The organism is Aggregatibacter aphrophilus ATCC 33389, assembly GCF_900636915.1.
GTDB lineage: Bacteria > Pseudomonadota > Gammaproteobacteria > Enterobacterales > Pasteurellaceae > Aggregatibacter > Aggregatibacter aphrophilus.
In genome coordinates this window covers 278,421-302,465 of sequence record NZ_LR134327.1, presented here as the reverse complement: position 1 = coordinate 302,465, position 24,045 = coordinate 278,421, and the positions used below count along the sequence as shown (strand labels likewise).

Sequence of the window (24,045 nt, the reverse complement as noted above, 5' to 3'; positions counted from 1 at the left end):
AAGGATTAAATAATGCAAGATAAAACAGTCACCCTCCGCAACGGCAATACAGGCACCGTCGTCTATGAGAGCCAATTTGGCAAGCTATTAATCGTTGAGCATAACGGCGATGAGCTACCGCCGACGCACTGGCACAACGCTAACGGCTCATTTTACGCAGACTCACAAAGCCCGCTTGATGTAGTTGATATTAAAGCGGAATAGATAATAACTTGATAAGTTCTAATCTCTCCGACATTAATGTCGGAGAGATAATTCAAAAGCCCTTTAAACCTAGTTTAAGGGGCTTTTAAATATTTACACAAAATTGACAAAATAGTGGTTGATATATTATATAGTACGATATAATATACACCCCGTAAGCAAGAGGGACGCGGCACCGAGCTTACAACATTATCAACCCGCCGCAGGAGATAACAAAATGGCTAAATACACAATCAAACACATCTGCGGACACACTCAAGTCCATCAAATCTACGGCACCAATTCTCACGGTGAGCGCGACAACAAACAAGAGTGGCTTGCCAATCAAATTTGCTATGAGTGCTACAAAGCGCAACAACAAGCAGAGCGCGACGCCAAAAACGCTGAAAGCGCAAAAGCCAACGCCGAAGCTCACTTACCAACCCTCACCGGCACACCGAAACAAATCGCATGGGCGGAAACCATCCGCGCAGAAAAAATTAAAAAATTAAATGAAATCTTGGGAAGAATTGAGGCGTTAAAAGCCAAACGAGCATTAACCGAAGTGGAGCTAGAACAAGATACGAAACTCCAAGCATTCGCCACTACTTATAAAAACGAGGACAGCGCGGCAAGATGGATTGATTTGAGAGACCACAGCGTCGAATCCCTTTTAAACGAGTGTATTAAATAATAACGCCACGCCCCGGGCTAACGGGGCAGGAGGATAAAATGAAAAAATCATCTCGCACACCGAGTTTTGGTTTACACAACTCAACGGATAAATGGGTATTAATCGTTGATGACTATTTTGGCTACTTTGATAACCAAGAAGAACGTGATTTTTATCACAAAAAAGCAAGTGACCAGTTTGTGCTATACCACGGTTGCTTAAATAAATTAGAGCCAAATGAGTCGGTTAAATACAATATTGACGGTGAGCCGTCAGAAGATATCGCAACCTACCAGCCAATCGACATTATTAACTACATTAAAACAAAAAGAGTACGTACAAGAACGCGGTTAAGCCGCAAACAATGCGACAAACTGGCACTAAATAACCTCCCTTTGCGGTTTGTTTATTACAAGCGTCGCGATGTCAAACTATTTGATTTTGACAATCTTGACTTGCGACCGGTCGATGAAATTTGGCGGTCAACGGTACATGGCGTAGATTTTGACAAATACAATTATGATGAGGACTAAAATGGCCGAAAAATACATATACCACGTCACGACAACAACCGGGCATGTGCGCAAAAGCCCGCGCTCGGAAATCTCATCGGACACCTCCGTACTTTTAAAACCGTGGCTTGATGATATGTTTAAGGGTATATTGCGTGGCGTCTTTGAGACGGATTACGCGTGCAAGTGCAACTTTAGCAACACTAATTTAGCAGAGTTTGAGATTGTGCGACTGGATGACGCGCTAAATCATACGACGCTTGTTAAGTTTGTCGTATGCCGTCGTTCCGCCCGCAAAGCGCAAGCATGGTCGATTGTTGACGGAAAAGGGGATCCACCGAACGTGCCGTTCTGCGCAGTTAAGCTCTACACAGACAATGTAACAATGCAAGACATGCTAAATATGCCATTATTTGCTGACGTAGAGCGATGTGTTGCATGGGCCTGGCTTGAGAGATAAGGAGTTAATTATGGGCTACAAAAAACTTGCTGACAGTACTAAGCGGCTGATTAGCCAAAACGCCGGCAATTACAACAAAGCAAACTATAAGCAAATCAAGTTCCAACTCAAACCCGAGGTCGTAGCTGAGTTTGATAGCTTATGTGTAACGGAGGGGATTTCTAAAGCGGAAATGTTCCGCAAACTGTTAACGCTTTACAAAAATTTACAAAATAGTGATTGATATATTATATAGTACGATATAATATAGACCACGTAAGCAAGAGGGACGCGGCACCGAGCTTACAACATTATCAACCAGCCGCAGGAGATATAAAAATGACAACTACAACTTATTATTTCAGTGAGTCCAGCAGCGTTAACGCAATAGCACAAGCAGAGATGCTAAAGGCAACCAATCTATCAGACGCTAAACGCGAGGCTTCCCGCCGTCAATGCTTCCAAGGTACAGCCCTCAAAATCGGTACAATCTACAGCCTTAACGCTAACGGCTTATTGGTTGATGAGATCGCAAGTAAAGAGGACGGCAAAAAATGGGTTGACCGTTATTAATTAAGGGAGTAAGATTTAAACCGTCAGAGTAATCTGACGGTGTTTTTTCGGATGTTTATCCGCGTGTTAAAATAAAAGGCTTATTAATGACTAACTATTAGTCATTCCCTATAAAGCTTCAAGCAAAAACGGCAGGTTTCGTACTCTGCCGTTTTTGTTTTGTACTTGGTAACGATAGGTAAATTCTGAGGGTAAATGACTTGGGATTACAGGTAAAATTTAAGGAGCGTTGTAACCACTTAAACGTGGAAAATGAGTGATTTTTTATTTCTAAAATTATACGGTTAAATTTCCAAAATTGCGCGGCTCGCTACAGCAAGTAATCATCGGCACCCAATTCTAATCCTAAAATACGGTCAATATCATCACCACGGGCGGTAAGCATCATAACCGGCGTAGAAAAATCCTTTCTGATTTGTTTTAAGGTTTCGATGCCATTTAATACGGGCATCATAATATCTAACAAGATGAGGTCGTAACTATGGTCAAGTAGTGCTAATGCTTCCTTACCATTGTTTGCTACATTAATTTCAAAGCCTTCTAAATCTAATAATTGGGCGAGCAGCTCAGTGAGTTCTGCATCATCATCAACAAGTAAAATTTTAGCCATAAATTAAACCTTATGTGGATTACAATCAATTTGAGAATGGAATAGCTATTTCCAGAATTGCCACCAGCTCTTGGTTGGTGCGTCCGGTGCATTAATAATTGTATTGTTTACTTCGACTTGCTCTTCATTTGGTAGCGGTTTATCTAAATCGAAGTTGCTCACTGTGCCTTTTTGATCAAAGTTTACAACTAAAGTATGTTGTTCAGGCGTTTCATAGGCTTTTTGTTGTAAGAAAATATAGTACCAAGTGTTGTTACTATATGGATCAATCAGAACAGGAGTTCCTAGTAGGTATTGGACCTGTTGGGCTGTCATACCAGTTTTTAGCTGTGCCACGGTGGTGGCTTGTAAATAGTTACCCTGTGGCACATCAATACGATATACCACTTTATTAATACTGGAACAAGCGGTCACGCTTAATGCAAAAATTAATGTAGTTACAACAGATTTGAATTGCATTTTTTGCCTTTTATCCTCTGTAAATAATTGGAAACGATGATACCGAAAGTTTAATTAATTGCCAAATTAATTCTGCTCTTTTAGTCGGCGTTGTAATTGATCGCGTAGATTCGGTGGCAACTCTTTGATGGTTAAAGTATCGGCGGCTTCATCCCAAATAATGCGTTGATTTATTAATTCGGCGTCAAAACTGATTGTTACGCCTTTACCGGAGCCGGAAAATTTGGTTAATGATTTAAGTGCGGTACGAACCGGTGGAATGCTATCTTCCAACCCATAGTTTTGTTCTTGTGTGAATGTAACAAAAGGTTGCTGGTTTAGAGTTGGTAACGCTTCGGAAAGTTCCGTCAGCTCAATTTCTTCACGGCTGTTCATTTGGCCTTTACAGTATTCGAACACTTGTTTTTTCACTGTTTGAGTTTGTTCCGGATTAAGTTCGCCTTGTACGCAGTAATCACTCACTGCTTGTAATAAGCATTGGTTTTGTACTTGTGGATTGAGTCCTTCTTCTGCGCCTAAGAAATCCATAAAAAAATCGGCAATCTTGCGTCCTACACGACCTTTAATAAATGTGAGATAACGGTTTGAATCGGCATTGAGTTGTAAATCTGTCAGATTAATGCGGGCGGCCACATCAAATTGGGTAATATCTAAATATTCTGTACGTTGAATTTCCAATTGCTCGTTGACTAACATACTGACACGACTGTCCAATAGCGCAATAAATAAATAATCGGTAGCCAAGAAATTATATTGGCATAACACTAACGTGCCGTTGTCAGCAAAGTTATATTTACTCAGTTCAGAAATTAATAAGTGAGTTGCTTCGTGGCTGAATGGCAAAAAATCTACTTCATTTTCCAATAAACGGTTAAGGCTTTGGGCAAACACCGAAGATTCTTGAAACACACCATACGCTTTGGCTTTATTTTGATAGCCTTGATGTAATTGCAACATCATTTGTTCTACTTCGTGGGTAATAGTTAATAATTGTTCACGTAGAACACTGCTTAACGGCGGCGGATTGTCGCCTTCCGGCTCAGCTTTAATAATTTGATGGAGAATAATTTGTTTAACTGTAATGCTCATAAAACCACCTTAAAAAACTTTCGCTATTATAACCATACTTTTTAACAGAACTAACAAAATATGTTAGGATTAGCCCAATTATCGGTTAATATAGGCGACGTTTTACATCCGTTGGCTAATCAAACATGGCAATTCAATCAAAATATCAAGATAAACAAATAGATGCAATTCTAAACGACATGATCGCAGTGCTTGAAAAACACCAAGCACCATTAGATTTATCCTTAATCGTCTTAGGCAATATGACCACCAATTTGCTCACCGGTAATCTAGGGAAACAACAGCAAAAGGTCCTTGCCCAAGCCTTTTCTGAGGCGTTACTCAATTCCATTAATACAGCGAAATAATTGGCAATGTGGAAATTAAACAGCAAACAATATCGTGAAGAGACCTCGCAGAAGATTTCGTGGGGGCACTGGTTTGCTTTTTTTAATATTCTTTGGGCAATTTTTATTGGTGCCCGCTATGCATTTATTATTGACTGGCCGGACACATTATTTGGCAAAATTTACTTTTTTATCAACTTATTAGGACATTTTAGTTTTATTGTATTCGCCTTTTATTTGTTGGTGATATTCCCCCTCAGCTTTATCGTTAAAAACCACCGCACTTTTCGTGGGCTCACCGTTATCCTTGCTACGATTGGTAACACGTTATTATTAGTCGATACGGAAGTGTTTGTGCGGTTTAACCTGCATTTATCTTCCCTTGTTTGGAATTTGTTGGTGAATCCGGAAAACGGCGAATTATCACGCAACTGGCAAGTATTCTTTACGCCGATGCCGTTGATTTTATTAGTGCAAATGTTGTTTTCCCGCTGGTCTTGGCAAAAGTTGCGTAGCTTGGAGCGGCAAAAATGGTTAAGAGGGGTGGGTATCTTTTTTGTTTGCACCTTCATTGCAACGCATTTGATTTACGCGTGGGCGGATGCTTATTTATATCGTCCGATTACGATGCAACGTTCTAATTTTCCTCTGTCTCATCCGATGACGGCCCGTTCTTTCTTGGAAAAACATGGTTTCTTAGATAAGGAAGAATATGCTCAGCGTTTAGCGCAGGAAGGGCGTTTAGATGCGTTAGCCATTGAATACCCGAAAAATCCATTGCGCTTTGAGACACCAAAAGAAAATACGAATGTGCTGCTTATTACGGTTTCCGGCTTACGTTATGATGCCGTTGATATGGAAAAAATGCCGAATTTAACGGAGTTTGCACAACGTTCCACTCAATTTACCAACCATTACAGCAGCGGAAATAATAATAACGCCGGCTTAGTTGGGTTATTTTACGGATTGAATGCCAACTACACAGACAGCCTGCTCAGCAATAAAACCCCTTCCGTTTTGGTTGAACGTTTTGCACAACAACAATATGTGCAAGGCTTATTTTCCGCTAAGAAATTTGATAGCGCTATTTTCCGTCGCGCTATTTATCCAAAGGCGAAATTAAGCGGTGATAATAGCAACCAAGCTGCGGTGCAGTCCTTTAAACGCTGGTTGGATTCCGCTAAAAAACAGGAAAAACCGTTTTGGGGTTATTTGAGTTTAAATATTGAACCAAATTTGACGCAAGATAAATATCAGCAACAGCTTGCTAAACTAGACGAACTCTTCGGGCAACTCTTGCCGGAATTGGATTTGCCGAACACAATTGTGGTGATTACCGCAGAACATGGGTATAGTTTCAAGAGATTGACAGAAAAAGAAAAAATCAATGATTTTTCTCGTGACGAAGTGCAGGTGCCTATGATTGTCCGTTGGCAAGGCTTACCGGCCACAAAAATCACCAAATTAACTACGCATGTGGATTTATTGCCAGCATTGATGAAACACGTTTTTAACGTGAAAAATCCGATTGGTGATTATGCGCAAGGGCGTGATTTATTCAATTTGAAACAGGCAACGGATTGGGTCTTAGTCTCCAATTATCGTTGGAATGTGATTATTCAACCGGACGGCACGCAATATCACATTGATACACGCGGAAACTATCAAAAATACGACCGCACTTATCAGAAGATTTCATCGGAGAGACCGCCGTTAGGCTTATTCTTGGAAGTGTTCAATCAAGAGCGATCATTTTTAGAGAAATGATTAGAAATGTGCCTGACCAATAGCCAAAATCAATTATATTTTTGCATCGGTGAGTTTTATACTAGCGCACAATTTCATTAGGACAAATACGATGTTATTAATTAAAAATCTGCGAATTTTTTATAACATTATCTGTTATTTCAATGCACAGCCATTGATCGCCCGTCTATTTTCAATTAATACGAAATCCTCTGTTATGAGGATTTTTTTCTATTTGCTCCCTGCCTATCCTTCAAATTTACTTATGGAGTCACTATGACGAAAAGTCACGTTCGTAGTTTTAAAACCTTTATTCGAGATGAAATTATTAAAAAAGGCGGCTGGGTGAATGCGCATGCGCATGCGGATCGTGCCTTTACCATGACGCCGGAAAAAATCGGCATTTATCAAAACTGTAATTTGCAACAAAAATGGGATTTGGTGGATGAGGTGAAGCGTACTTCTTCGGTGGATGACTACTATGCCCGTTTTTGTCAATCAATTGAATTGATGATTTCCCAAGGAGTGACGGCTTTCGGTACGTTTGTGGACATTGACCCGGTGTGTGAAGATCGAGCAATTATCGCTGCCCACAAGGCTCGTGAAGTTTATAAGCATGACATCGTATTGAAATTTGCTAACCAAACCTTAAAAGGTGTGATTGAGCCAACGGCACGTAAATGGTTTGACATTGGTTCCGAGATGGTAGATATGATTGGCGGCTTGCCATATCGTGATGAGTTAGATTATGGACGTGGTTTGGAAGCCATGGATATTTTGTTGGAAACCGCCAAATCACGCGGCATTATGTGTCATGTTCACGTGGATCAATTTAATTCGCCAACGGAAATCGAAACGGAGCAACTGTGTGACAAAACCATTGAACACGGTATGCAAGGACGCGTGGTCGCTATTCACGGTATCTCCATTGGATCGCATTCCAAAGAATATCGTTATCGTCTCTATGAAAAAATGCGCCAAGCACAAATGATGATGATTGCTTGCCCGATGGCATGGATTGACAGTAATCGTAAGGAAGAACTCATGCCGTTCCACAATGCGTTAACACCGGCCGATGAAATGATTCCGGAAGGGATTACGGTGGCTATTGGTACGGATAATATTTGTGACTACATGGTGCCGTTGTGCGAAGGGGATATGTGGCAGGAGTTGAGCTTATTGGGCGCCGGTTGTCGTTTCCCGGATTTAGACGCGATGGTGAATATCGCCAGTATCAACGGCCGTAAAGTATTAGGGATTGATTAATCGAAATAAAATACCGAGCCATAATGCTCGGTATTTTGTTTTTAAAGTGCGGTCGTTTTTTTAAATGTTTTTATCTAAAAGTGCGGTGGATGTTAATGGCATTTTTCATCCTGTTTTACTTCATCCCACAATACATCCATTTCCATTAACGATGCTTCCGCAAGCGTACGGTTTTGTTCGTTAAGTTTGTCTTCAACTTTACGGAAACGTTGTTCAAATTTTTGATTGGCTTTTCGTAAACTCTCTTCGGCCTGACATTTTAAATGGCGACTTAAATTGACCATCGCAAACAATGCATCTCCTACTTCTTCTTCGATTTTCGTTTGATCTTGCGGGCAACGTTCCATTTCCTGTTTAACTTCACGCAGTTCTTCTTCCACTTTGGCAAAGACCGGCGAAATATCCTGCCAATCAAACCCGATTTTGGAACAACGTTTTTGTAGTTTTTCCGCGCGCATTAAGGCCGGGAAAGCATGCGGAATATTATCTAAAATAGAGATATGACCTTGATGTTGATGCTCCAATGCTTTCATCGCATTCCAATTTTGCAAGGCTTCCTGTTCATTATTCGCTTGCGTATCACCGAAAACATGAGGATGGCGACGCACGATTTTTTCTGCAACGTCCTGTACAACCTCATCGAACGTAAATTTATTTTCTTCTGCCGCCAGCTGGCTGAGAAATACCACTTGTAATAATAGGTCACCCAGTTCTTCTTTCAGGTTGTTCACATCGTTTTGCTCAATGGCATCGATGACTTCATAGGTTTCTTCTTTTAAACAAGGGATCATCGATACATAAGTTTGCTTGATATCCCACGGGCAGCCGTTCACGGGATCCCGTAATTGTGCGATTAACTGTATAAAATCATGAATAGAATAAGTCATATTGTGCTCGATATTGTTTGGAAAAATGGTAAGAAACAGGTGGCAAAATCATAGCACAAAAAATAGTCGGGATCTTTTTCTAATTAGAAATCAATGTTTTTCTCAAAATGTGATCCAGTCCATATTTTTTCTTACACACAAGTGCTACTATATCTATGAACAAAATTAACCCTGATCAGATAAGGAGTCGATTATGTACAAACACATATTAGTTGCAGTAGATCTTTCAGAAGAAAGTCCATTCCTGTTGAAAAAAGCGGTTGGCGTTGCGAAACGCCATGATGCGAAATTGTCCATCATTCACGTTGACGTTAACTTTTCAGATCTTTATACAGGGTTAATTGATGTAAATATGGTGTCTATGCAAGATCGTATTTCTAGCGAAACGCAACAAGCCTTATTGCAGTTATCTGAACAAGCAGGCTACCCGGTTAGCGAAAAACTCAGTGGTAGTGGGGATTTGGGTCAAGTATTAACAGATGCTATCGAACAATATGATGTGGATTTGTTAGTCACAGGTCATCACCAAGATTTCTGGAGTAAATTGATGTCCTCCACCCGTCAAGTGATGAATTCAATTACGATTGATATGCTGGTTGTTCCTCTTCGTGATGAATAAAAACGATAGTCGGCCGTAAAATAAGACAAAAACCAACCGCACTTTCACGAGTTCTGGATGTGAGTGCGGTTTTTATTTTTTACTTGCTTGGAAAATAAGACATTATGGAGAAAAAGGTTTTCTATAAATTAGAAAAATGTGCAACAATACGGAATTACTCAATTTATTTTGTCATTTTAGATAGTTAAAAGAAAGCAAGGCTTGTAAATGAAAACAACAGCGCAAATTAGACAATCTTATCTTGATTTTTTCCATAGTAAGGGACATCAAGTTGTAGCAAGTAGTTCTTTGGTTCCAGACAATGATCCGACATTATTATTCACCAATGCCGGGATGAATCAGTTTAAAAATGTATTTTTAGGGTTGGAAAAACGCCTGTATAGTCGCGCAACCACCGCACAACGTTGTGTGCGTGCTGGCGGAAAGCATAACGATTTAGAAAATGTCGGTTACACAGCCAGACACCATACCTTCTTTGAAATGTTAGGGAATTTCAGTTTCGGCGATTACTTTAAACATGATGCCATTCACTACGGTTGGGAGTTTTTGACATCTCCGCAGTGGTTAGGATTACCAAAAGAGAAATTATGGGTAACCGTGTACGAAACCGATGAGGAAGCCTATAAAATTTGGCACGATGAAATCGGTATTCCTGCAGAGCGTATTATTCGTATCGGTGACAACAAAGGTACACCTTATGCTTCTGATAACTTTTGGCAAATGGGTGATACAGGACCGTGTGGACCTTGTACCGAAATTTTCTACGATCATGGCGATCACATTTGGGGTGGTCCGCCGGGATCTCCTGAAGAAGATGGCGATCGTTATATTGAGATCTGGAATATTGTATTCATGCAGTTTAATCGCCATGCTGACGGCACAATGGAAAAATTGCCAAAACCGTCCGTCGATACAGGCATGGGATTGGAGCGGATTAGTGCGGTCCTACAACACGTTAATTCCAACTACAATATTGATATTTTCAAAACGTTAATTGCTAAAGTTGCCGAATTAACCGGTGAAAAAGATTTAAATAATAAATCTTTACGCGTTATTGCCGACCATATTCGTTCTTGTGCTTATTTAATTGCCGATGGAGTGGTACCTTCCAATGAAGGTCGTGGCTATGTGCTTCGTCGCATCATTCGTCGCGCAGTACGTCACGGGCATTTGTTAGGTGCAACGGAAGCCTTTTTCTATAAACTCGTGCCGACTTTAATTGAGGTAATGGCACAAGCGGGTGAAGATGTGAAAAAACATCAAGCTACCGTGGAAAAATTCTTACGTTTAGAAGAAGAACAGTTTGCTCGCACGTTAGAGCGTGGTCTAACCTTATTAGACGAAGCTTTGGCTAACGTAAAAGACAATGTATTATCTGGCGAGGTTGCGTTCAAGTTGTACGACACTTATGGTTTCCCGCTAGATTTAACTGCCGATGTATGTCGTGAACGAGGCATTGCTATTGACGAGGCGGGGTTTGAGCGCGAAATGGCTTCACAGCGCGTGCGTGCGCAGTCTGCCAGTCAGTTCGGTATGGACTACAATAATGTGATTCGCGTTGACGGTATAACACGATTTGAAGGTTATACCGAATCCGAATCGTTGGCAAAAGTGACCGCACTTTTCCATGACGGCAAAGCAGTAGAGTCTATTACGGCCGGTCAAAGTGCAGTGGTTATTTTAGAAAACACACCATTCTATGCGGAATCCGGTGGTCAAATTGGCGATATTGGACGCTTAGAAGGTAATGGTTTTATTTTTGACGTAAAAGACACCCAAAAATATGGTCAGGTTTTCGGCCACATTGGTGAACTCACACAAGGGAGTTTATCTGTTGGGCAGTCGGTGAATGCAGTGGTTGACGATGTTCGCCGTCAACAAATTTCTTTAAATCATTCTGCAACCCATTTGTTGCACGCCGCTTTACGTCAGGTACTAGGTGAACATGTAGCACAGAAAGGATCGCTTGTTTCTGATGCGTTGTTACGTTTTGACTTTGCCCACCATGAGGCGATTCGCAAAGAACAGTTGGCTGAAGTTGAACGTATCGTAAACCAACAAGTCCGAGCAAATAATCCGGTTCAAACCGAGGTTATGCTGCTAGATGCAGCAAAAGCAAAAGGCGCGATGGCATTATTCGGAGAGAAATATTCCGAGCAGGTGCGTGTTTTAGCGATGGGGGATTTCTCCATTGAGTTATGCGGCGGTATCCATGCGAAACGCACAGGGGATATTGGATTATTTAAAATTGTTACGGAAACTGCCGTGGCAGCAGGTATTCGTCGGATTGAAGCTATTACCGGCGAAACTGCGATTGAATGGCTACAACACCAACAAACTTTATTAAATCAAAGCGCCGATTTACTGAAATCCGATGTGAATTCCATTACGGATAAGATTTCTCTGTTGCAAGATAAATTTAAGAAAGTTGAAAAAGAGTTACAAACATTAAAAGAAAAAGCTGCATTGCAAGTCGGTAATGATCTGGCGCAAAGTGCGGTGAAAATTCATGGTGTTTCTGTGATTATGCAACAACTTGATGGTATTGAAGCGAAGTCTTTGCGTTCAATGGTGGACAGCCTGAAAAATCAATTAGGTTCAGTTATTGTGGTATTTGCTTCCGTGTTAGATGAAAAAGTTAACTTAATTGTTGGGGTAACTGATGATCTAACTGCAAAAGTCAAAGCCGGTGAACTGGTGAATTTGATGGCACAACAAGTTGGTGGTAGAGGCGGTGGCCGTCAAGATATGGCTATGGCCGGCGGTACTCAACCGGAAAATATAGGCAAGGCATTGTCAGTTTGTTCTGATTGGTTGAAAGCAAACTTATAATCTTGTCTTTGGTTAAATGTAATGTCGTTGCACTTATCATTCTGTAAGTGTGGGGGTAAAAAAGTATTGTTTAATGTTTGATGGGATGTTGGAAGTAAAAGAGGGAAGTTTTATAAATAAACTACAAGGTGAGGAGTTTATATGCTGATCTTAACCCGTAAAGTTGGCGAAAGCTTGCTCATCGGCGATGATGTTTCTATCACGATTCTGAATATACGAGGCAACCAAGTTAAAATTGGTGTGCAGGCACCCAAGGATGTTTCTGTTCATAGAGAAGAAATTTACCAACGTATTCATCAAGCAAAGGATGAACAGAAGGCGTAGCAAATTTTATTTTATGATCATGAGATGGAGAAGTTATAAGTAAATTGACTTGCTTTAAAGCTTACAATATCCGTGGCCGTTTAGGCGAAGAATTAAATGTGGATATTGTCTATCGTATAGGTCGTGCATTTGTGCAGTTTTTGAAGCCCAACAATAATTATCGTTGATGGCGATGTTTGCTTAATGAGTAAAGAATTTAAAAGTGCGGTTTTTTATACAAGGAAAAAGTAAATGAAAGCGATTATTCCTGTCGCAGGCTTAGGTACGCGTATGTTACCTGCAACTAAAGCAATTCCAAAAGAGATGTTAACTTTAGTGGATAAACCGCTCATTCAATATGTGGTAAATGAATGTGTTGCAGCGGGCATTAAAGAAATTGTGTTGGTGACCCATTCTTCCAAAAATGCCATTGAAAACCATTTTGATACTTCCTTTGAGTTGGAAACCATGTTGGAAAAACGCGTTAAGCGTCAGCTCTTGGAAGAAGTTCGTTCTATTGTGCCGAAAAACGTAACAATTATGCATGTCCGCCAAGGCAATGCGAAAGGTTTGGGGCATGCGGTATTGTGCGGTCGTCCGTTGGTGGGCAATGAGCCTTTTGCCGTGGTATTACCAGATGTATTACTTGCCGAATTTTCTGCTAATCAGAAAAAAGAAAATTTGTCAGCTATGTTAAAACGCTTTAAGCAAACTCAGGCCAGTCAAATCATGGTAAGCCCAGTTAAACCTGAAGAAGTTAGCAGTTATGGTATTGCCGATTGCGGTGGCGTTGAAATTCCTCCGGGTGAAAGTACTAAAATTGATAATATTGTCGAAAAACCAAGCATAGATGATGCACCATCAAATTTGGCAGTTGTCGGTCGTTATGTGTTCTCTGCGGCGATTTGGGATTTATTGGAAAAAACTCCGGTTGGTGTGGGGGATGAAATTCAGTTAACTGATGCGATTGATATGCTTATCGACCAGGAAACCGTAGAGGCATTCCATATGACCGGTGTTTCTTACGATTGCGGCGATAAAATTGGTTATATGAAAGCCTTCGTTGAATATGGTTTGCACCATAATAAACTTTCTGGTGAATTCAAATCTTACTTAAAAGATTTAGTAAAAACGTTTTAATTCTATTAAATAAAAAGGCATCGATGAGATGCCTTTCTTTTTTTCCTAATTTTAAGAATAGAAATCTAGCAGTCTTCACGGCTAGATTGTTATTTTTATTATTTTTTATTAGAATATTTAGACAATTAATAAGGTTATTTCAGGAATCAGTTATGGCGGATTGGAACGGACAATACATTAGCCCTTATGCGGAACATGGTAAGAAAAGCGAACAAGTGAAAAAAATTACGGTATCTATTCCGATTAAAGTGCTTGAGATTTTGACCAATGAACGCACCCGTCGACAAATTCGTAATTTACGCCACGCGACTAACAGTGAATTGCTCTGTGAGGCCTTTTTGCATGCATTTACCGGTCAACCTTTGCCGACAGATGAGGATTTGCTAAAAGAGCGCAGTGATGAAATCCCTGAAGAAGCGAAACTGATCATGCGTGAATTAGGTATTGATCCGGCCAAATGGGAATATTAATTTCTCATTTCTCTCTTTGCCCTCTTCTTTTCTGTTATGATAGGACTATGATTTTTAGTTAATGTTCTATTATGCGAGTACCTAGAATTTATCATCCCACTGCGTTGAATCATCTCACTTTTTGCACCTTGTCCGAAGACGGTGCCAACCATGTGGGACGTGTTTTACGTATGCTGCCCGGCGAACACCTTGAACTTTTTGACGGTACTAACCATATATACCAAGCTGTTATTACTCAGGTAGGTAAAAAATCCGTTGATGTCGAGATTTTAAGCCAACAGTTTGACGATAGAGAAAGCCCGTTGTCAATTCATCTTGGCCAAGTTATTTCTCGTGGCGAGCGAATGGAATTTACCATTCAAAAATCCGTCGAATTAGGCGTGAATGTAATTACACCGCTGTGGTCGGAACGCTGTGGTGTGAAGTTAGATAGCGATCGCATGGAGAAAAAAATCCAACAATGGCAAAAAATCGCGATTGCCGCCTGTGAGCAATGTGGGCGCAATAAAATTCCGGAAATTCGCCCGTTAATGAAGTTACAACAATGGTGTGCCGAGCAGGATGACACACTAAAATTGAATTTACATCCGAGGGCAACTCATTCCATTCGTACGTTACCGGCCATTCCGGCCGCCGGCGTGCGCTTATTAATTGGTTCTGAAGGTGGTTTATCGCCACAAGAAATCGCACAAACCGAGCAACAAGGGTTTGTGGAAGTCTTATTAGGAAAACGCGTATTACGCACTGAAACGGTAGCAATGGCGGCAATAACCGCATTACAAGTCTGTTTTGGTGATTTGGGGTAAGAATTATGATGGATTTACAAGATCATCTATTAATTGCCATGCCAAATTTAGATGACAGTTATTTTTATCGGACGGTCATTTATATTTGTGAGCATAACGAAAAAGGGTCTATGGGATTGGTCATTAACCAACCAACGGATTTGAGCATTGCGGAGCTAGGCGCCAAAATGAATTTTATGATGGTAACCGACCGCACTTATAACGACAAACTGGTGCTTGCCGGTGGGCCGGTGAATATCGATCGCGGTTTTATTTTGCACACCAACACCCCAAATACCTTTGATCATAGTTATAAAGTCAATGACAATCTCGTTTTGACAACCTCTGCCGACGTGGTAGATACCTTCGGTACCATGGGCGAACCGGAGAAATATTTGGTTACCTTAGGTTGTGCCAGTTGGGAGCCGAATCAGTTAGAGCAAGAGATTGTTCACGATTCTTGGTTGGTTGTGCCGGCGACGGAGCAAATTCTGTTTGATTTGCCATACGATCAGCGTTGGTTCGCAGCCAATCAGTTGCTTGGCATTGATGGACATAACTTTGTTGGTCAAGTTGGGCATTGTTAATGGGCATTACCGTTTTGGCGTTTGATTTCGGCACAAAAAGCATTGGCTGTGCGGTTGGTCAAAGCATCACCGGTACGGCGCAGTCTTTGCCGGCGTTTAAAGCGCAAGATGGCATTCCTAATTGGGACGCCATTGGCAAAACCATTAAAGAATGGCAACCGGCTCGAATTGTCGTCGGTTTGCCACTGAATATGGATGGCTCCGAACAAGAGCTGACCTTACGCGCCAAAAAATTCGCCAATCGCCTACATGGGCGCTTTAACTTGCCGGTGGAGTTACAGGATGAGCGCCTCACGACCACAGAAGCACGCAGTGAAATTTTCAGTCGTGGCGGTTATCGTGCCTTAAATAAAAGCAAAGTGGACGGTATTTCCGCTTGTTTAATATTGGAAAGTTGGTTTGAGCAATACAGTGAATAAATTGCTTTAAAAAAACACATAAAAAAATCACCGCACTTTTATTTTTCAACAAAAAGTGCGGTGTTTTTTAGCGAGTTTTAATAACTGCGATGGTTATTAATTAAGCTTGACCTTTAACCGCTTTTAAGCCTGGGAACGGAGCCGGTGTGCCGGAGCGCTCTAATGCTTCTTCGATACGGATTAATTGGTTGTATTTCGCAATACGGTCAGAACGGCTCATAGAACCAGTTTTGATTTGACCTGCTGCTGTACCAACCGCTAAATCTGCGATGGTTGCATCTTCAGTTTCACCTGAACGGTGAGAGATCACCGCGGTGTAACCTGCATCTTTCGCCATTTTGATGGCAGCTAAAGTTTCAGTTAAAGAACCGATTTGGTTGAATTTGATTAAGATGGAGTTTGCGATACCTTTTTCGATACCTTCTTTTAAGATTTTAGTGTTAGTTACGAATAAGTCGTCGCCCACTAATTGAACGCGGTCGCCTAACACTTTAGTTTGGTATGCAAAACCTTCCCAGTCAGATTCGTCTTGACCGTCTTCGATAGATACGATTGGGTATTGTTTAGTTAATTCTTCTAAATAGTGAGTGAACTCTTGAGAAGTGAATGAACGGCCTTCGCCTTTCATTTCGTATTTACCGGTTTCTTTGTTGTAGAACTCAGAAGATGCGCAGTCCATTGCTAAAGTCACGTCTTTACCTAATACATAACCTGCTTTTTCAACAGCTTCTTTGATACAGGCTAAAGCGTCAGCGTTAGAAGCTAAGTTTGGTGCGAAACCACCTTCGTCACCTACAGCAGTGCTCATGCCTTTATATTTTAATACTTTCGCAAGGTTGTGGAATACTTCAGCACCGATACGAAGTGCTTCACGTAATGTTTTCGCACCAACCGGTTGGATCATGAATTCTTGGATATCAACGTTGTTGTCTGCGTGTTCACCACCGTTGATGATGTTCATCATTGGTAATGGCATAGAGTAAACGCCTGGGGTGCCATTTAATTCTGCGATGTAAGCGTAAAGCGGAAGACCTTTAGATGCCGCTGCTGCTTTGGCGTTAGCAAGAGAAACGGCAAGAATCGCGTTTGCACCGAAATTAGATTTGTTGTCGGTGCCGTCTAAATCGATCATGATTTGGTCGATTTCAGCTTGGTTAGAAGCATCTTTGCCAAGAATTGCTTCAGCAATCGGACCATTTACCGCTGCAACAGCTTTTAATACGCCTTTACCTAAGAAACGGGATTTGTCGCCGTCGCGTAATTCTAAGGCTTCACGGGAACCGGTAGAAGCACCTGATGGCGCGGCTGCAAGGCCAACGAAACCGCCTTCTAAATGAACTTCGGCTTCCACAGTTGGGTTACCGCGTGAGTCGATAATTTCGCGACCAATGACTTTAACGATTTTTGCCATTTTATTTTCCTCATTAAGTTAATCAAAACGGGTTAGACTGTAAATGCTCGATATGATAAAGCTATTTTGCGATTTTGTCTTGTAAAATTGCATATCCTTTGATTTTTCTCACTATTTTACCGGGTGAAGTGCGGTGAGATTTTTTAATGGATTTAAATGGTTCCCGATAAAATCGATGCCTTTAGGAAGCATCGAAATAGTTAAGTAAATTTTTGACCGCACTTTGCCAATCCTCGGCTTGAGTGACCGCACTAATCACCGCAATACTGCTTACGCCCGTCGCGAGAACATCGGCAAAATGCGAGGCTGTAATGCCGCCAATGGCTACAGTCGGTATATCGCCTAAATCTTTTACTTGCGCGGCTAAATTGGCAATGCCCTGTGGCGCGGAAGGCATGATTTTAGATTGCGTGGGGAAAATATGCCCAAGCGCGATATAAGAGGGACGCAAGGGCAACACCAACTCAATTTCTTCTCTATTGTGCGTTGAAACGCCAAGGCGCAGTCCGGCTTGTTGAATTGCATTTAAATCCGCCGTGAGCAAATCCTCCTGTCCCAAATGTACGCCGTAAGCCTGATATTTAATTGCCAACTGCCAAAAATCATCCACAAATAACCGCACTTGATGTTGTTTGGCTAAGGCAATGCAACGGGCGATTTCCTCTTCTGCTTGTTCCGGCGAGCGATCTTTAATGCGAATTTGCAAGGTTTTTACGCTGGCATGAATGAGCCGTTCAATCCATTCGTAACTGTCCACAATAACATACAACCCCAACTTAAATTCGGTGGGCGCAAAAGGGGCATTGGGTGGAACAATTTCGGCTAAGTTAGACACTGATGTTGGCATAGCAAGTTCCAATGAATGAAATTAATGGAATGTAAAATGAATGAAAAATTGCTTGCTCACAGCGCAATAAGAAAAGGAAAACTTGTTTCCTACGCAGGGATTACCCCAACAGGTTCACGGATCCCGCAATGTTGCGATCTCAGCCTTCCGGCACTCCGACAAGCGGACTTTACTATAATCAACGGGGGAAGAAAGGACAAGGAGAAAACTGGTTTTTTGTGAGACAGGTCACAGTGAGAAAACAAAAAGCGCGGTCAAAAATCCAAGTGTTTTTTTGACCGCACTTTCATTTCAATTTTTCAGAAATTTGTTAGTCGGATTTTTTCTGATTGTCTTTTGCCACTTTCACAAAGCCGTCAAATAATGGGTGGCCGTCACGTGGCGTAGACGTAAATTCCGGATGGAATTGGCAAGCGATAAACCAAGGATGGTTTGGTACTTCGATGATTTCCACCAATTTTTTATCGGCGGATAAACCGGTCACTTTCAGACCTGCTTTTTCGATTTGCGGAAGCAATACGTTGTTTACTTCATAACGGTGACGGTGACGCTCTTCGATAGTTTCGGCGCCGTACAATTGGCGTGCCAGGCTACCTTCTGCTAAATGGCATTTTTGTGCGCCAAGACGCATGGTGCCGCCCAAGTCGGATTTGTCACTGCGAACTTCAGTGTTGCCGTCGGCGTCTTGCCATTCAGTAATTAAACCTACCACCGGTTGTTCACAAGTGCGGTCGAATTCGGAAGAGTTTGCGTGGCTCATGCCGGCGACATGACGGGCAAATTCGATTAACGCCACTTGCATACCTAAGCAAATGCCTAAATACGGAATATTGTTTTCACGCGCATATTTGGCGGTGAGGATTTTGCCTTCTACGCCACGATAGCCAAAGCCGCCCGGCACTAAAATACCGTCTAAGCCTTTTAAGATCTCTACGCCTTTGGTTTCTACATCTTGTGAGTCGATGTATTTAATATTCACGGTTAAACGATTTTTGAAGCCTGCGTGTTTTAAGGCTTCGTTCACGGATTTATACGCATCCGGCAATTCGGTGTATTTGCCCACCATGCCGATGGTGACTTCGCCTGTTGGGTTGGCTTGTTGGTATAACACTTGTTCCCATTCGGATAAATCCGCTTCCGGGCAGGTTAAGTGGAAACGATCACAAATAAAATCATCCAAGCCTTGAGATTTCAATAGCGCCGGGATTTGGTAAATGGAAGACACGTCTTTCAGAGAAATGACCGCGCGTTCCGGTACATTACAGAATAAAGCGATTTTGGCGCGTTCGTTCGGTGGCACCATACGATCGGAACGGCAAATGAGCACATCCGGCTGAATCCCGATGGAGAGTAATTCTTTTACGGAATGTTGCGTCGGTTTAGTTTTGACTTCGCCTGCGGTCGGAATGTATGGAACGAGCGTTAAATGCATGAAAATGGTACGTTCACGTCCCACTTGCACGGCAAGCTGACGCAAAGCTTCCAAGAACGGTAGTGATTCGATATCGCCCACGGTGCCGCCCACTTCCACGATGGCGATATCATGTCCCGCAGCACCATCAATCACGCGCGCTTTAATTTCGTTAGTAATGTGGGGGATCACTTGAATAGTGGCGCCCAAGTAGTCGCCGCGACGCTCTTTGCGTAGTACTTCAGAATAGATTTTGCCTGTAGTGAAATTGTTGCGTTTGGTCATTTTGGTACGAATGAAACGTTCGTAGTGACCTAAGTCCAAGTCAGTTTCTGCGCCGTCTTGGGTTACGAAAACTTCACCATGCTGGGTCGGGCTCATGGTGCCCGGATCGACGTTGATGTAAGGGTCGAGTTTCATGATTGTGACATTCAAACCGCGCGCTTCTAGGATTGCGGCAAGTGATGCTGCTGCAATGCCTTTACCAAGCGAAGAAACCACACCGCCTGTGACGAAAATATAATTGGTAGCCATAAGAAACCTACATTGTTGCTATTGTGATGGATGGAAAATTTAGGATAAAGATAAATCTATCAAGACGGGAGCGTAGTTTACAACAAAGGCGGAATTAACTCAATCACCGCTCAGGTGAATTGCAGCTAAAGTGCGGTCGAATAAAGCAACGTTTTTGTGCATTTTGTACTGTTTCATTACGAATTGAAGGGTTTTTATAGTAGAATGCCCCGGCTTTTTATCACAAGAGAAATTTATTATGTTTTCACGCAAAGATATTATTGTTTTAGGTATGATGATTTTCGCCCTATTTTTAGGCGCAGGGAATATCATTTTTCCGCCAATGGAAGGCTACACGGCAGGGCAGCATTGGGCAACCGCCGCCTTAGGATTTATTTTAACAGGCGTATTAATGCCATTTATCACCTTGGTTGTGGTGTCAATTTTAGGACGTGGCGAAGAACTTACCCGCTATTTACCAAAATGGGCAGAAGTGACTTTTTTGGTTATGTTGTATTTGGTGATTGGTTCCACTTTCGCTATGCCACGAATCACCAACGTGGCATACGAAATGGCATTAGTGCCGTTAGATCTTGTAGCAGATACACCAGCAACTCACCTGATTTTTGCTGTGGTCTTTAACATTATCGCCATGCTATTTATGCTTAAACCAAATACCATTATTTCCAGCGTTGGTAAATTTATGACCCCAGCGTTGTTGGTGTTATTGGTCGTAGTAACCGTCACAGTATTTATTTCCCCTTTGTCAGAAATTGCCGCGCCAACGAAAAGCTATGCAGATAGTTCTGCGTTGACCACCGGCTTAATCAGCGGTTATCAAACGATGGACGTTTTGGCGGCGATTGCTTTCGGTGGTATTGTTGCCCGAGCGTTAAGTGCGAAAAACGTCACTGAACCGCAAAAAATCATGCATTACACCGTTTCTGCCGGTTGCATTTCAGTGGTTTTATTAGCCGCACTTTACTTCTCCCTCTTCTATCTTGGGGCAACTAGCGACCAAGTAGCGCAAGGCGCAAGTAACGGTGGTCAAATTTTCTCTCGTTATGTAAACGTGTTATTTGGTAAAGAAGGTTCTTGGATCATGTCCGGCATCATCTTCTTGGCCAGTTTAACCACTTTAGTCGGCGTGACCAGTGCTTGTGCATACTACTTCGCTAAATTTTCCCACCGCTTGCCTTATGCCTTTTGGGTGGTGCTATTTACCATCATGACCACCATTATTTCCGAAAATGGCTTAACCAAATTATTGCAAGTGACCATTCCGGCATTGTTATTGATCTATCCGGTGGCGATTATGTTGGTGGTGTTGCAATTCGTTCGTGCTAAATTGCCACGTGTGAAATTAACCTATAACGCCACGATTGCGGTCACCGTGTGTTTTAGCTTGTGCGATAGCTTAAATAACGTGGGATTATTGTCTGACGGCATGAAACAATTCCTTAGCAACTTCCCGTTATATGATAATGGCTTGGCATGGTTAATTCCGGCGTTAGGGGTGATGTTCTTAACCATGTTGGTAGGTAAAAGCGCGAAGAAATAAGGGATAAATTTTGATGCCGAAGAAAATTTCTACAAAAAAGCCCTTGCATCGCAAAATTTTCTTGGCTATATTCTACCCATCTTTTGATTAAAAAGGATTCATTATGTACTTAACTAACGCATTACACCATCATCACCGTTTACCTGAATAATCTTTCGGGCATTCGGCGTGTTCGGAAGATAACTTCCGAGTACGAGTGAAATGCAGACATAATCAATCACCGTTTAAACAACCCCTCGGAAGGCAACTTTCGAGGGGTTTTGCGTTTTTAGGTTTTAACAAAATGAGGGCGACAACATGACTGACAAAAAACGTTTACGCATCGCCATGCAAAAGAAAGGGCGCTTAAGCAAAGACTGTGCAGAATTGCTGAGTCAATGCGGCGTGAAAATTAATTGGAACGAGCAACGCCTTATCGCCTATTCGGAAAATATGCCTATTGAAATCTTGCGCGTGCGTGATGACGACATTCCAGGCTTGATCTTCGACGGCGTGGCGGATCTCGGCATTATCGGCGAAAACGTGCTGGAGGAAGAAGAGTTGGGGCGTTTAGCTGCCGGAGAAACCGTCGCTTATAAAAAGCTGCGTCAGTTGGATTTCGGCGGTTGCCGTTTATCTTTAGCAATTGATCGCGATCAGCAATACAACGGCGTACAGGATTTCGCCAATGCCCGCATTGCCACCTCCTACCCGAATTTACTCAAACGTTACATGAAAGCACAAGGCGTGCCGTTCAAAAGCACGTTGCTGAACGGCTCTGTGGAAGTTGCCCCTAGCGCAGGACTTGCCGATGCCATTTGCGATTTAGTCTCCTCAGGCGCAACCTTGGAAGCGAATGGTTTGAAAGAAGTGGAAGTGATTTACCGCTCCAAAGCCTGTTTAATTCAACGCGCTGAACCTTTAAGCAGCGATAAACAAATCTTGGTAGATAGACTGCTCACCCGCCTTCAAGGCGTGCAACAAGCTGCCGAATCTAAATACATCATGCTACACGCGCCGAAAAATAAACTCGAAGAAATCACCGCACTTTTACCCGGTGTGGAAAATCCAACGATTCTGCCGCTGGCACATGACGATTCCAAAGTAGCCATGCACGTGGTCAGCCAAGAAAATCTGTTCTGGGAAACCATGGAACAATTGAAAGAAGTCGGTGCCAGTTCAATTTTGGTGTTACCGATTGAGAAAATGATGAAGTAAAGGGTATCTAGGAAAGCAGCTAAAAGTGCGGTCATTTTTTGAGCGTTTTATAAAACTTTCGCGAAATTTATCCGTTTTGAAAAGGAAACGTAAATGAACCCGAAAAAAGTGAAGCGCAGTCACTTAACCAAGCTGACTGATTTACCCAACATCGGTAAAGCGACCGAGGCGGATTTAATCCGTCTTGGGATGCGAATGCCGCATGATTTGCTAGGGCGTAACGCATATCAAATGTATGATGACTTATGCCGCATTACCGGGCAAAAACATGATCCTTGCGTAATCGATGTGTTTTTATCGATAGTGGATTTTATCAACGGCGGCGAACCGCAGGATTGGTGGAAATTCACAGCACAACGCAAGGCGTATTTAGCGTCTATTTAAAAGGAGAAATATATGCCGTTCAATGACATTGAAAAACAATCTCTACTTGCACAAAAAGGCATCGGACCGACGGTGTTAAAACGTTTAACTGAAATGGGATTGGATAACGTTGCTATATTAGCGAAAACGGATCCGGATTTCATTCTACAACGTGGCGCAGAAATCACCGGCTCAACTTGCTGGCGCAACAGCCCACAAGCGCGCAAAGCGATTGAAACAGCGGTAAATTGGGCAAAAGAGCAAGTAAAATAAGTAGCCGTTATAAAGGGATACACTACTCCACTAACGATGAAGGGCGAGATATGAAAATTATTTCATATGGTTTATTGTTCATAATAGGTATTGGCATAATGATTTATGTTATTGGTTATTTTTTACCGGAAACACGTAAATTAACCAAGGAAACGATGTATTCTGCTAATGCGGAGAAAGTTTATAACGTAATTACGGATAATCAAAATTGGCAATACAGAACCTCTTTAGATAATTTAGAAATTTTATCCCAAGATGGCGAAAATGAAGTTTGGCAAGAAACAACCAATGGTATAACCATTCTTTTTAAAACGAGAGAGAAACGCCCTGTTGAATACTATGCTTTTGATATGTCGAGTCAATTTTTTACGGGAGAATGGCACGCTACATTAACGCCAATCGACGAAGAACAAACCCGTTTTGAAGCGACAGAAAGTTTAACTTTCCCAAACCCTTTTATAAGAGTATTAAGTTATCTTTTTATGGATTTGGAAAAGTTTAGGCAAACCTATGAAGATGAATTAAGAAAGAAATTAGAAAAGGAATAAACT

At 41.9% G+C, this 24,045-nt stretch carries 28 protein-coding genes, 2 pseudogenes, 1 riboswitch and 1 other annotated feature; of the genes and pseudogenes, 23 read left to right on the top strand and 7 right to left on the bottom strand.

Annotated elements, in window-relative coordinates:
- The first annotated feature begins 12 nt into the window (after window positions 1-12).
- The 6 genes from EL144_RS01600 to EL144_RS01575 all read left to right on the top strand — a co-directional run bounded on the left by EL144_RS01600 (window position 13) and on the right by EL144_RS01575 (window position 2,380).
- Window positions 13-204 (top strand): hypothetical protein, encoded by a 192-nt coding sequence (locus tag EL144_RS01600; RefSeq protein WP_005705136.1) that lies wholly within the window; start codon window positions 13-15, stop codon window positions 202-204.
- 217 nt (window positions 205-421) lie between these two features.
- Entirely contained in the window at window positions 422-877 is a 456-nt protein-coding gene (locus EL144_RS01595) for a hypothetical protein (protein WP_050332963.1), read from the top strand.
- 38 nt (window positions 878-915) lie between these two features.
- A complete protein-coding gene (locus EL144_RS01590; RefSeq protein WP_005705138.1) occupies window positions 916-1,389 on the top strand; it encodes a hypothetical protein in 474 nt (157 codons plus the stop codon).
- Between the two features lie 115 nt (window positions 1,390-1,504).
- A complete protein-coding gene (locus EL144_RS01585; protein ID WP_232010624.1) occupies window positions 1,505-1,828 on the top strand; it encodes a lactate dehydrogenase in 324 nt (107 codons plus the stop codon).
- 10 nt (window positions 1,829-1,838) lie between these two features.
- Complete coding sequence (locus EL144_RS01580) at window positions 1,839-2,051, top strand: ribbon-helix-helix domain-containing protein (protein ID WP_032995467.1); 213 nt, start codon at window positions 1,839-1,841, stop codon at window positions 2,049-2,051.
- Window positions 2,052-2,146: 95 nt separating this feature from the next.
- A complete protein-coding gene (locus tag EL144_RS01575; protein ID WP_032995468.1) occupies window positions 2,147-2,380 on the top strand; it encodes a hypothetical protein in 234 nt (77 codons plus the stop codon).
- A 316-nt stretch (window positions 2,381-2,696) separates the two neighbouring features.
- On the opposite strand, the pseudogene EL144_RS01570 reads toward EL144_RS01575, so the two are convergent.
- The 3 genes and pseudogenes from EL144_RS01570 to yejK form a co-directional block, all read right to left on the bottom strand.
- Window positions 2,697-2,990 (bottom strand): annotated as a pseudogene (locus EL144_RS01570) (response regulator); the annotation flags it as partial.
- A 45-nt stretch (window positions 2,991-3,035) separates the two neighbouring features.
- Window positions 3,036-3,449 (bottom strand): outer membrane protein assembly factor BamE, encoded by a 414-nt coding sequence (gene bamE / locus EL144_RS01565; RefSeq protein ID WP_005704384.1) that lies wholly within the window; start codon window positions 3,447-3,449, stop codon window positions 3,036-3,038.
- A gap of 66 nt (window positions 3,450-3,515) precedes the next feature.
- Entirely contained in the window at window positions 3,516-4,538 is a 1,023-nt protein-coding gene (yejK, locus tag EL144_RS01560; RefSeq protein ID WP_005704385.1) for a nucleoid-associated protein YejK, read from the bottom strand.
- Between the two features lie 125 nt (window positions 4,539-4,663).
- Between yejK and EL144_RS01555 the strand changes: the two genes are divergently transcribed.
- From EL144_RS01555 to EL144_RS01545, 3 genes are all read left to right on the top strand, one after another.
- On the top strand, window positions 4,664-4,885 hold the full coding sequence (locus EL144_RS01555) for a YejL family protein (RefSeq protein ID WP_005704386.1): 222 nt from the start codon (window positions 4,664-4,666) through the stop codon (window positions 4,883-4,885).
- Between the two features lie 6 nt (window positions 4,886-4,891).
- Window positions 4,892-6,631 (top strand): DUF3413 domain-containing protein, encoded by a 1,740-nt coding sequence (locus EL144_RS01550; protein ID WP_005704387.1) that lies wholly within the window; start codon window positions 4,892-4,894, stop codon window positions 6,629-6,631.
- A 255-nt stretch (window positions 6,632-6,886) separates the two neighbouring features.
- Window positions 6,887-7,876 carry an amidohydrolase family protein gene (locus EL144_RS01545; protein ID WP_005704388.1) on the top strand — a complete coding sequence of 330 codons (990 nt, stop codon included), beginning with the start codon at window positions 6,887-6,889 and terminating at the stop codon, window positions 7,874-7,876.
- A gap of 92 nt (window positions 7,877-7,968) precedes the next feature.
- Here EL144_RS01545 and mazG read toward each other — a convergent pair whose 3' ends face one another.
- On the bottom strand, window positions 7,969-8,763 hold the full coding sequence (mazG, locus tag EL144_RS01540) for a nucleoside triphosphate pyrophosphohydrolase (RefSeq protein WP_005704390.1): 795 nt from the start codon (window positions 8,761-8,763) through the stop codon (window positions 7,969-7,971).
- Window positions 8,764-8,956: 193 nt separating this feature from the next.
- Between mazG and uspA the strand changes: the two genes are divergently transcribed.
- The 9 genes and pseudogenes from uspA (at window position 8,957) to ruvX (ending at window position 15,918) form a co-directional block, all read left to right on the top strand.
- Complete coding sequence (uspA, locus tag EL144_RS01535; protein ID WP_005702073.1) at window positions 8,957-9,382, top strand: universal stress protein UspA; 426 nt, start codon at window positions 8,957-8,959, stop codon at window positions 9,380-9,382.
- Between the two features lie 207 nt (window positions 9,383-9,589).
- Window positions 9,590-12,214, top strand: coding sequence for an alanine--tRNA ligase (gene alaS / locus EL144_RS01530; protein WP_005704392.1), 2,625 nt, complete (start codon window positions 9,590-9,592; stop codon window positions 12,212-12,214).
- 141 nt (window positions 12,215-12,355) lie between these two features.
- Window positions 12,356-12,538 carry a carbon storage regulator CsrA gene (gene csrA, locus EL144_RS01525; protein WP_005702075.1) on the top strand — a complete coding sequence of 61 codons (183 nt, stop codon included), beginning with the start codon at window positions 12,356-12,358 and terminating at the stop codon, window positions 12,536-12,538.
- A 35-nt stretch (window positions 12,539-12,573) separates the two neighbouring features.
- A pseudogene (locus EL144_RS01520) lies at window positions 12,574-12,748 on the top strand (phosphomannomutase CpsG); the annotation flags it as partial.
- A 21-nt stretch (window positions 12,749-12,769) separates the two neighbouring features.
- On the top strand, window positions 12,770-13,657 hold the full coding sequence (gene galU, locus EL144_RS01515; protein WP_005704394.1) for a UTP--glucose-1-phosphate uridylyltransferase GalU: 888 nt from the start codon (window positions 12,770-12,772) through the stop codon (window positions 13,655-13,657).
- Window positions 13,658-13,809: 152 nt separating this feature from the next.
- Window positions 13,810-14,127, top strand: coding sequence for a met regulon transcriptional regulator MetJ (gene metJ, locus EL144_RS01510; RefSeq protein WP_005702077.1), 318 nt, complete (start codon window positions 13,810-13,812; stop codon window positions 14,125-14,127).
- Between the two features lie 71 nt (window positions 14,128-14,198).
- Complete coding sequence (gene rsmE, locus EL144_RS01505) at window positions 14,199-14,933, top strand: 16S rRNA (uracil(1498)-N(3))-methyltransferase (protein WP_032995292.1); 735 nt, start codon at window positions 14,199-14,201, stop codon at window positions 14,931-14,933.
- Between the two features lie 8 nt (window positions 14,934-14,941).
- A complete protein-coding gene (locus tag EL144_RS01500) occupies window positions 14,942-15,499 on the top strand; it encodes a YqgE/AlgH family protein (RefSeq protein WP_032995293.1) in 558 nt (185 codons plus the stop codon).
- Window positions 15,499-15,918 carry a Holliday junction resolvase RuvX gene (gene ruvX, locus EL144_RS01495; RefSeq protein WP_005704396.1) on the top strand — a complete coding sequence of 140 codons (420 nt, stop codon included), beginning with the start codon at window positions 15,499-15,501 and terminating at the stop codon, window positions 15,916-15,918. The genes EL144_RS01500 and ruvX overlap by 1 nt, the downstream gene beginning before the upstream one ends.
- Before the next feature lie 100 nt (window positions 15,919-16,018).
- On the opposite strand, the gene eno is transcribed toward ruvX, so the two are convergent.
- The 3 genes from eno to pyrG all read right to left on the bottom strand — a co-directional run bounded on the left by eno (window position 16,019) and on the right by pyrG (window position 20,121).
- Entirely contained in the window at window positions 16,019-17,329 is a 1,311-nt protein-coding gene (gene eno / locus EL144_RS01490; protein ID WP_005704398.1) for a phosphopyruvate hydratase, read from the bottom strand.
- 181 nt (window positions 17,330-17,510) lie between these two features.
- Window positions 17,511-18,176, bottom strand: a complete 666-nt coding sequence (gene thiE, locus EL144_RS01485) for a thiamine phosphate synthase (protein ID WP_050332882.1) — start codon at window positions 18,174-18,176, stop codon at window positions 17,511-17,513.
- Window positions 18,177-18,245: 69 nt separating this feature from the next.
- Window positions 18,246-18,344, bottom strand: a riboswitch (TPP riboswitch).
- Window positions 18,345-18,486: 142 nt separating this feature from the next.
- Window positions 18,487-20,121 carry a glutamine hydrolyzing CTP synthase gene (gene pyrG / locus EL144_RS01480; RefSeq protein WP_005704400.1) on the bottom strand — a complete coding sequence of 545 codons (1,635 nt, stop codon included), beginning with the start codon at window positions 20,119-20,121 and terminating at the stop codon, window positions 18,487-18,489.
- A gap of 196 nt (window positions 20,122-20,317) precedes the next feature.
- On the opposite strand from pyrG, the gene brnQ reads away from it, so the two are divergent.
- From brnQ to EL144_RS01455, 5 genes are all read left to right on the top strand, one after another.
- Complete coding sequence (brnQ, locus tag EL144_RS01475) at window positions 20,318-21,661, top strand: branched-chain amino acid transport system II carrier protein (RefSeq protein ID WP_318655610.1); 1,344 nt, start codon at window positions 20,318-20,320, stop codon at window positions 21,659-21,661.
- 126 nt (window positions 21,662-21,787) lie between these two features.
- Window positions 21,788-21,927, top strand: a sequence feature (His leader region).
- 31 nt (window positions 21,928-21,958) lie between these two features.
- Window positions 21,959-22,858, top strand: coding sequence for an ATP phosphoribosyltransferase (gene hisG, locus EL144_RS01470; RefSeq protein WP_005704402.1), 900 nt, complete (start codon window positions 21,959-21,961; stop codon window positions 22,856-22,858).
- A 93-nt stretch (window positions 22,859-22,951) separates the two neighbouring features.
- Window positions 22,952-23,242, top strand: coding sequence for a helix-hairpin-helix domain-containing protein (locus EL144_RS01465; protein ID WP_005704403.1), 291 nt, complete (start codon window positions 22,952-22,954; stop codon window positions 23,240-23,242).
- A 12-nt stretch (window positions 23,243-23,254) separates the two neighbouring features.
- Window positions 23,255-23,494, top strand: a complete 240-nt coding sequence (locus EL144_RS01460; RefSeq protein WP_005704404.1) for a recombinase RecA — start codon at window positions 23,255-23,257, stop codon at window positions 23,492-23,494.
- 50 nt (window positions 23,495-23,544) lie between these two features.
- Complete coding sequence (locus EL144_RS01455) at window positions 23,545-24,042, top strand: SRPBCC family protein (protein ID WP_232010638.1); 498 nt, start codon at window positions 23,545-23,547, stop codon at window positions 24,040-24,042.
- Window positions 24,043-24,045: the final 3 nt, after the last annotated feature.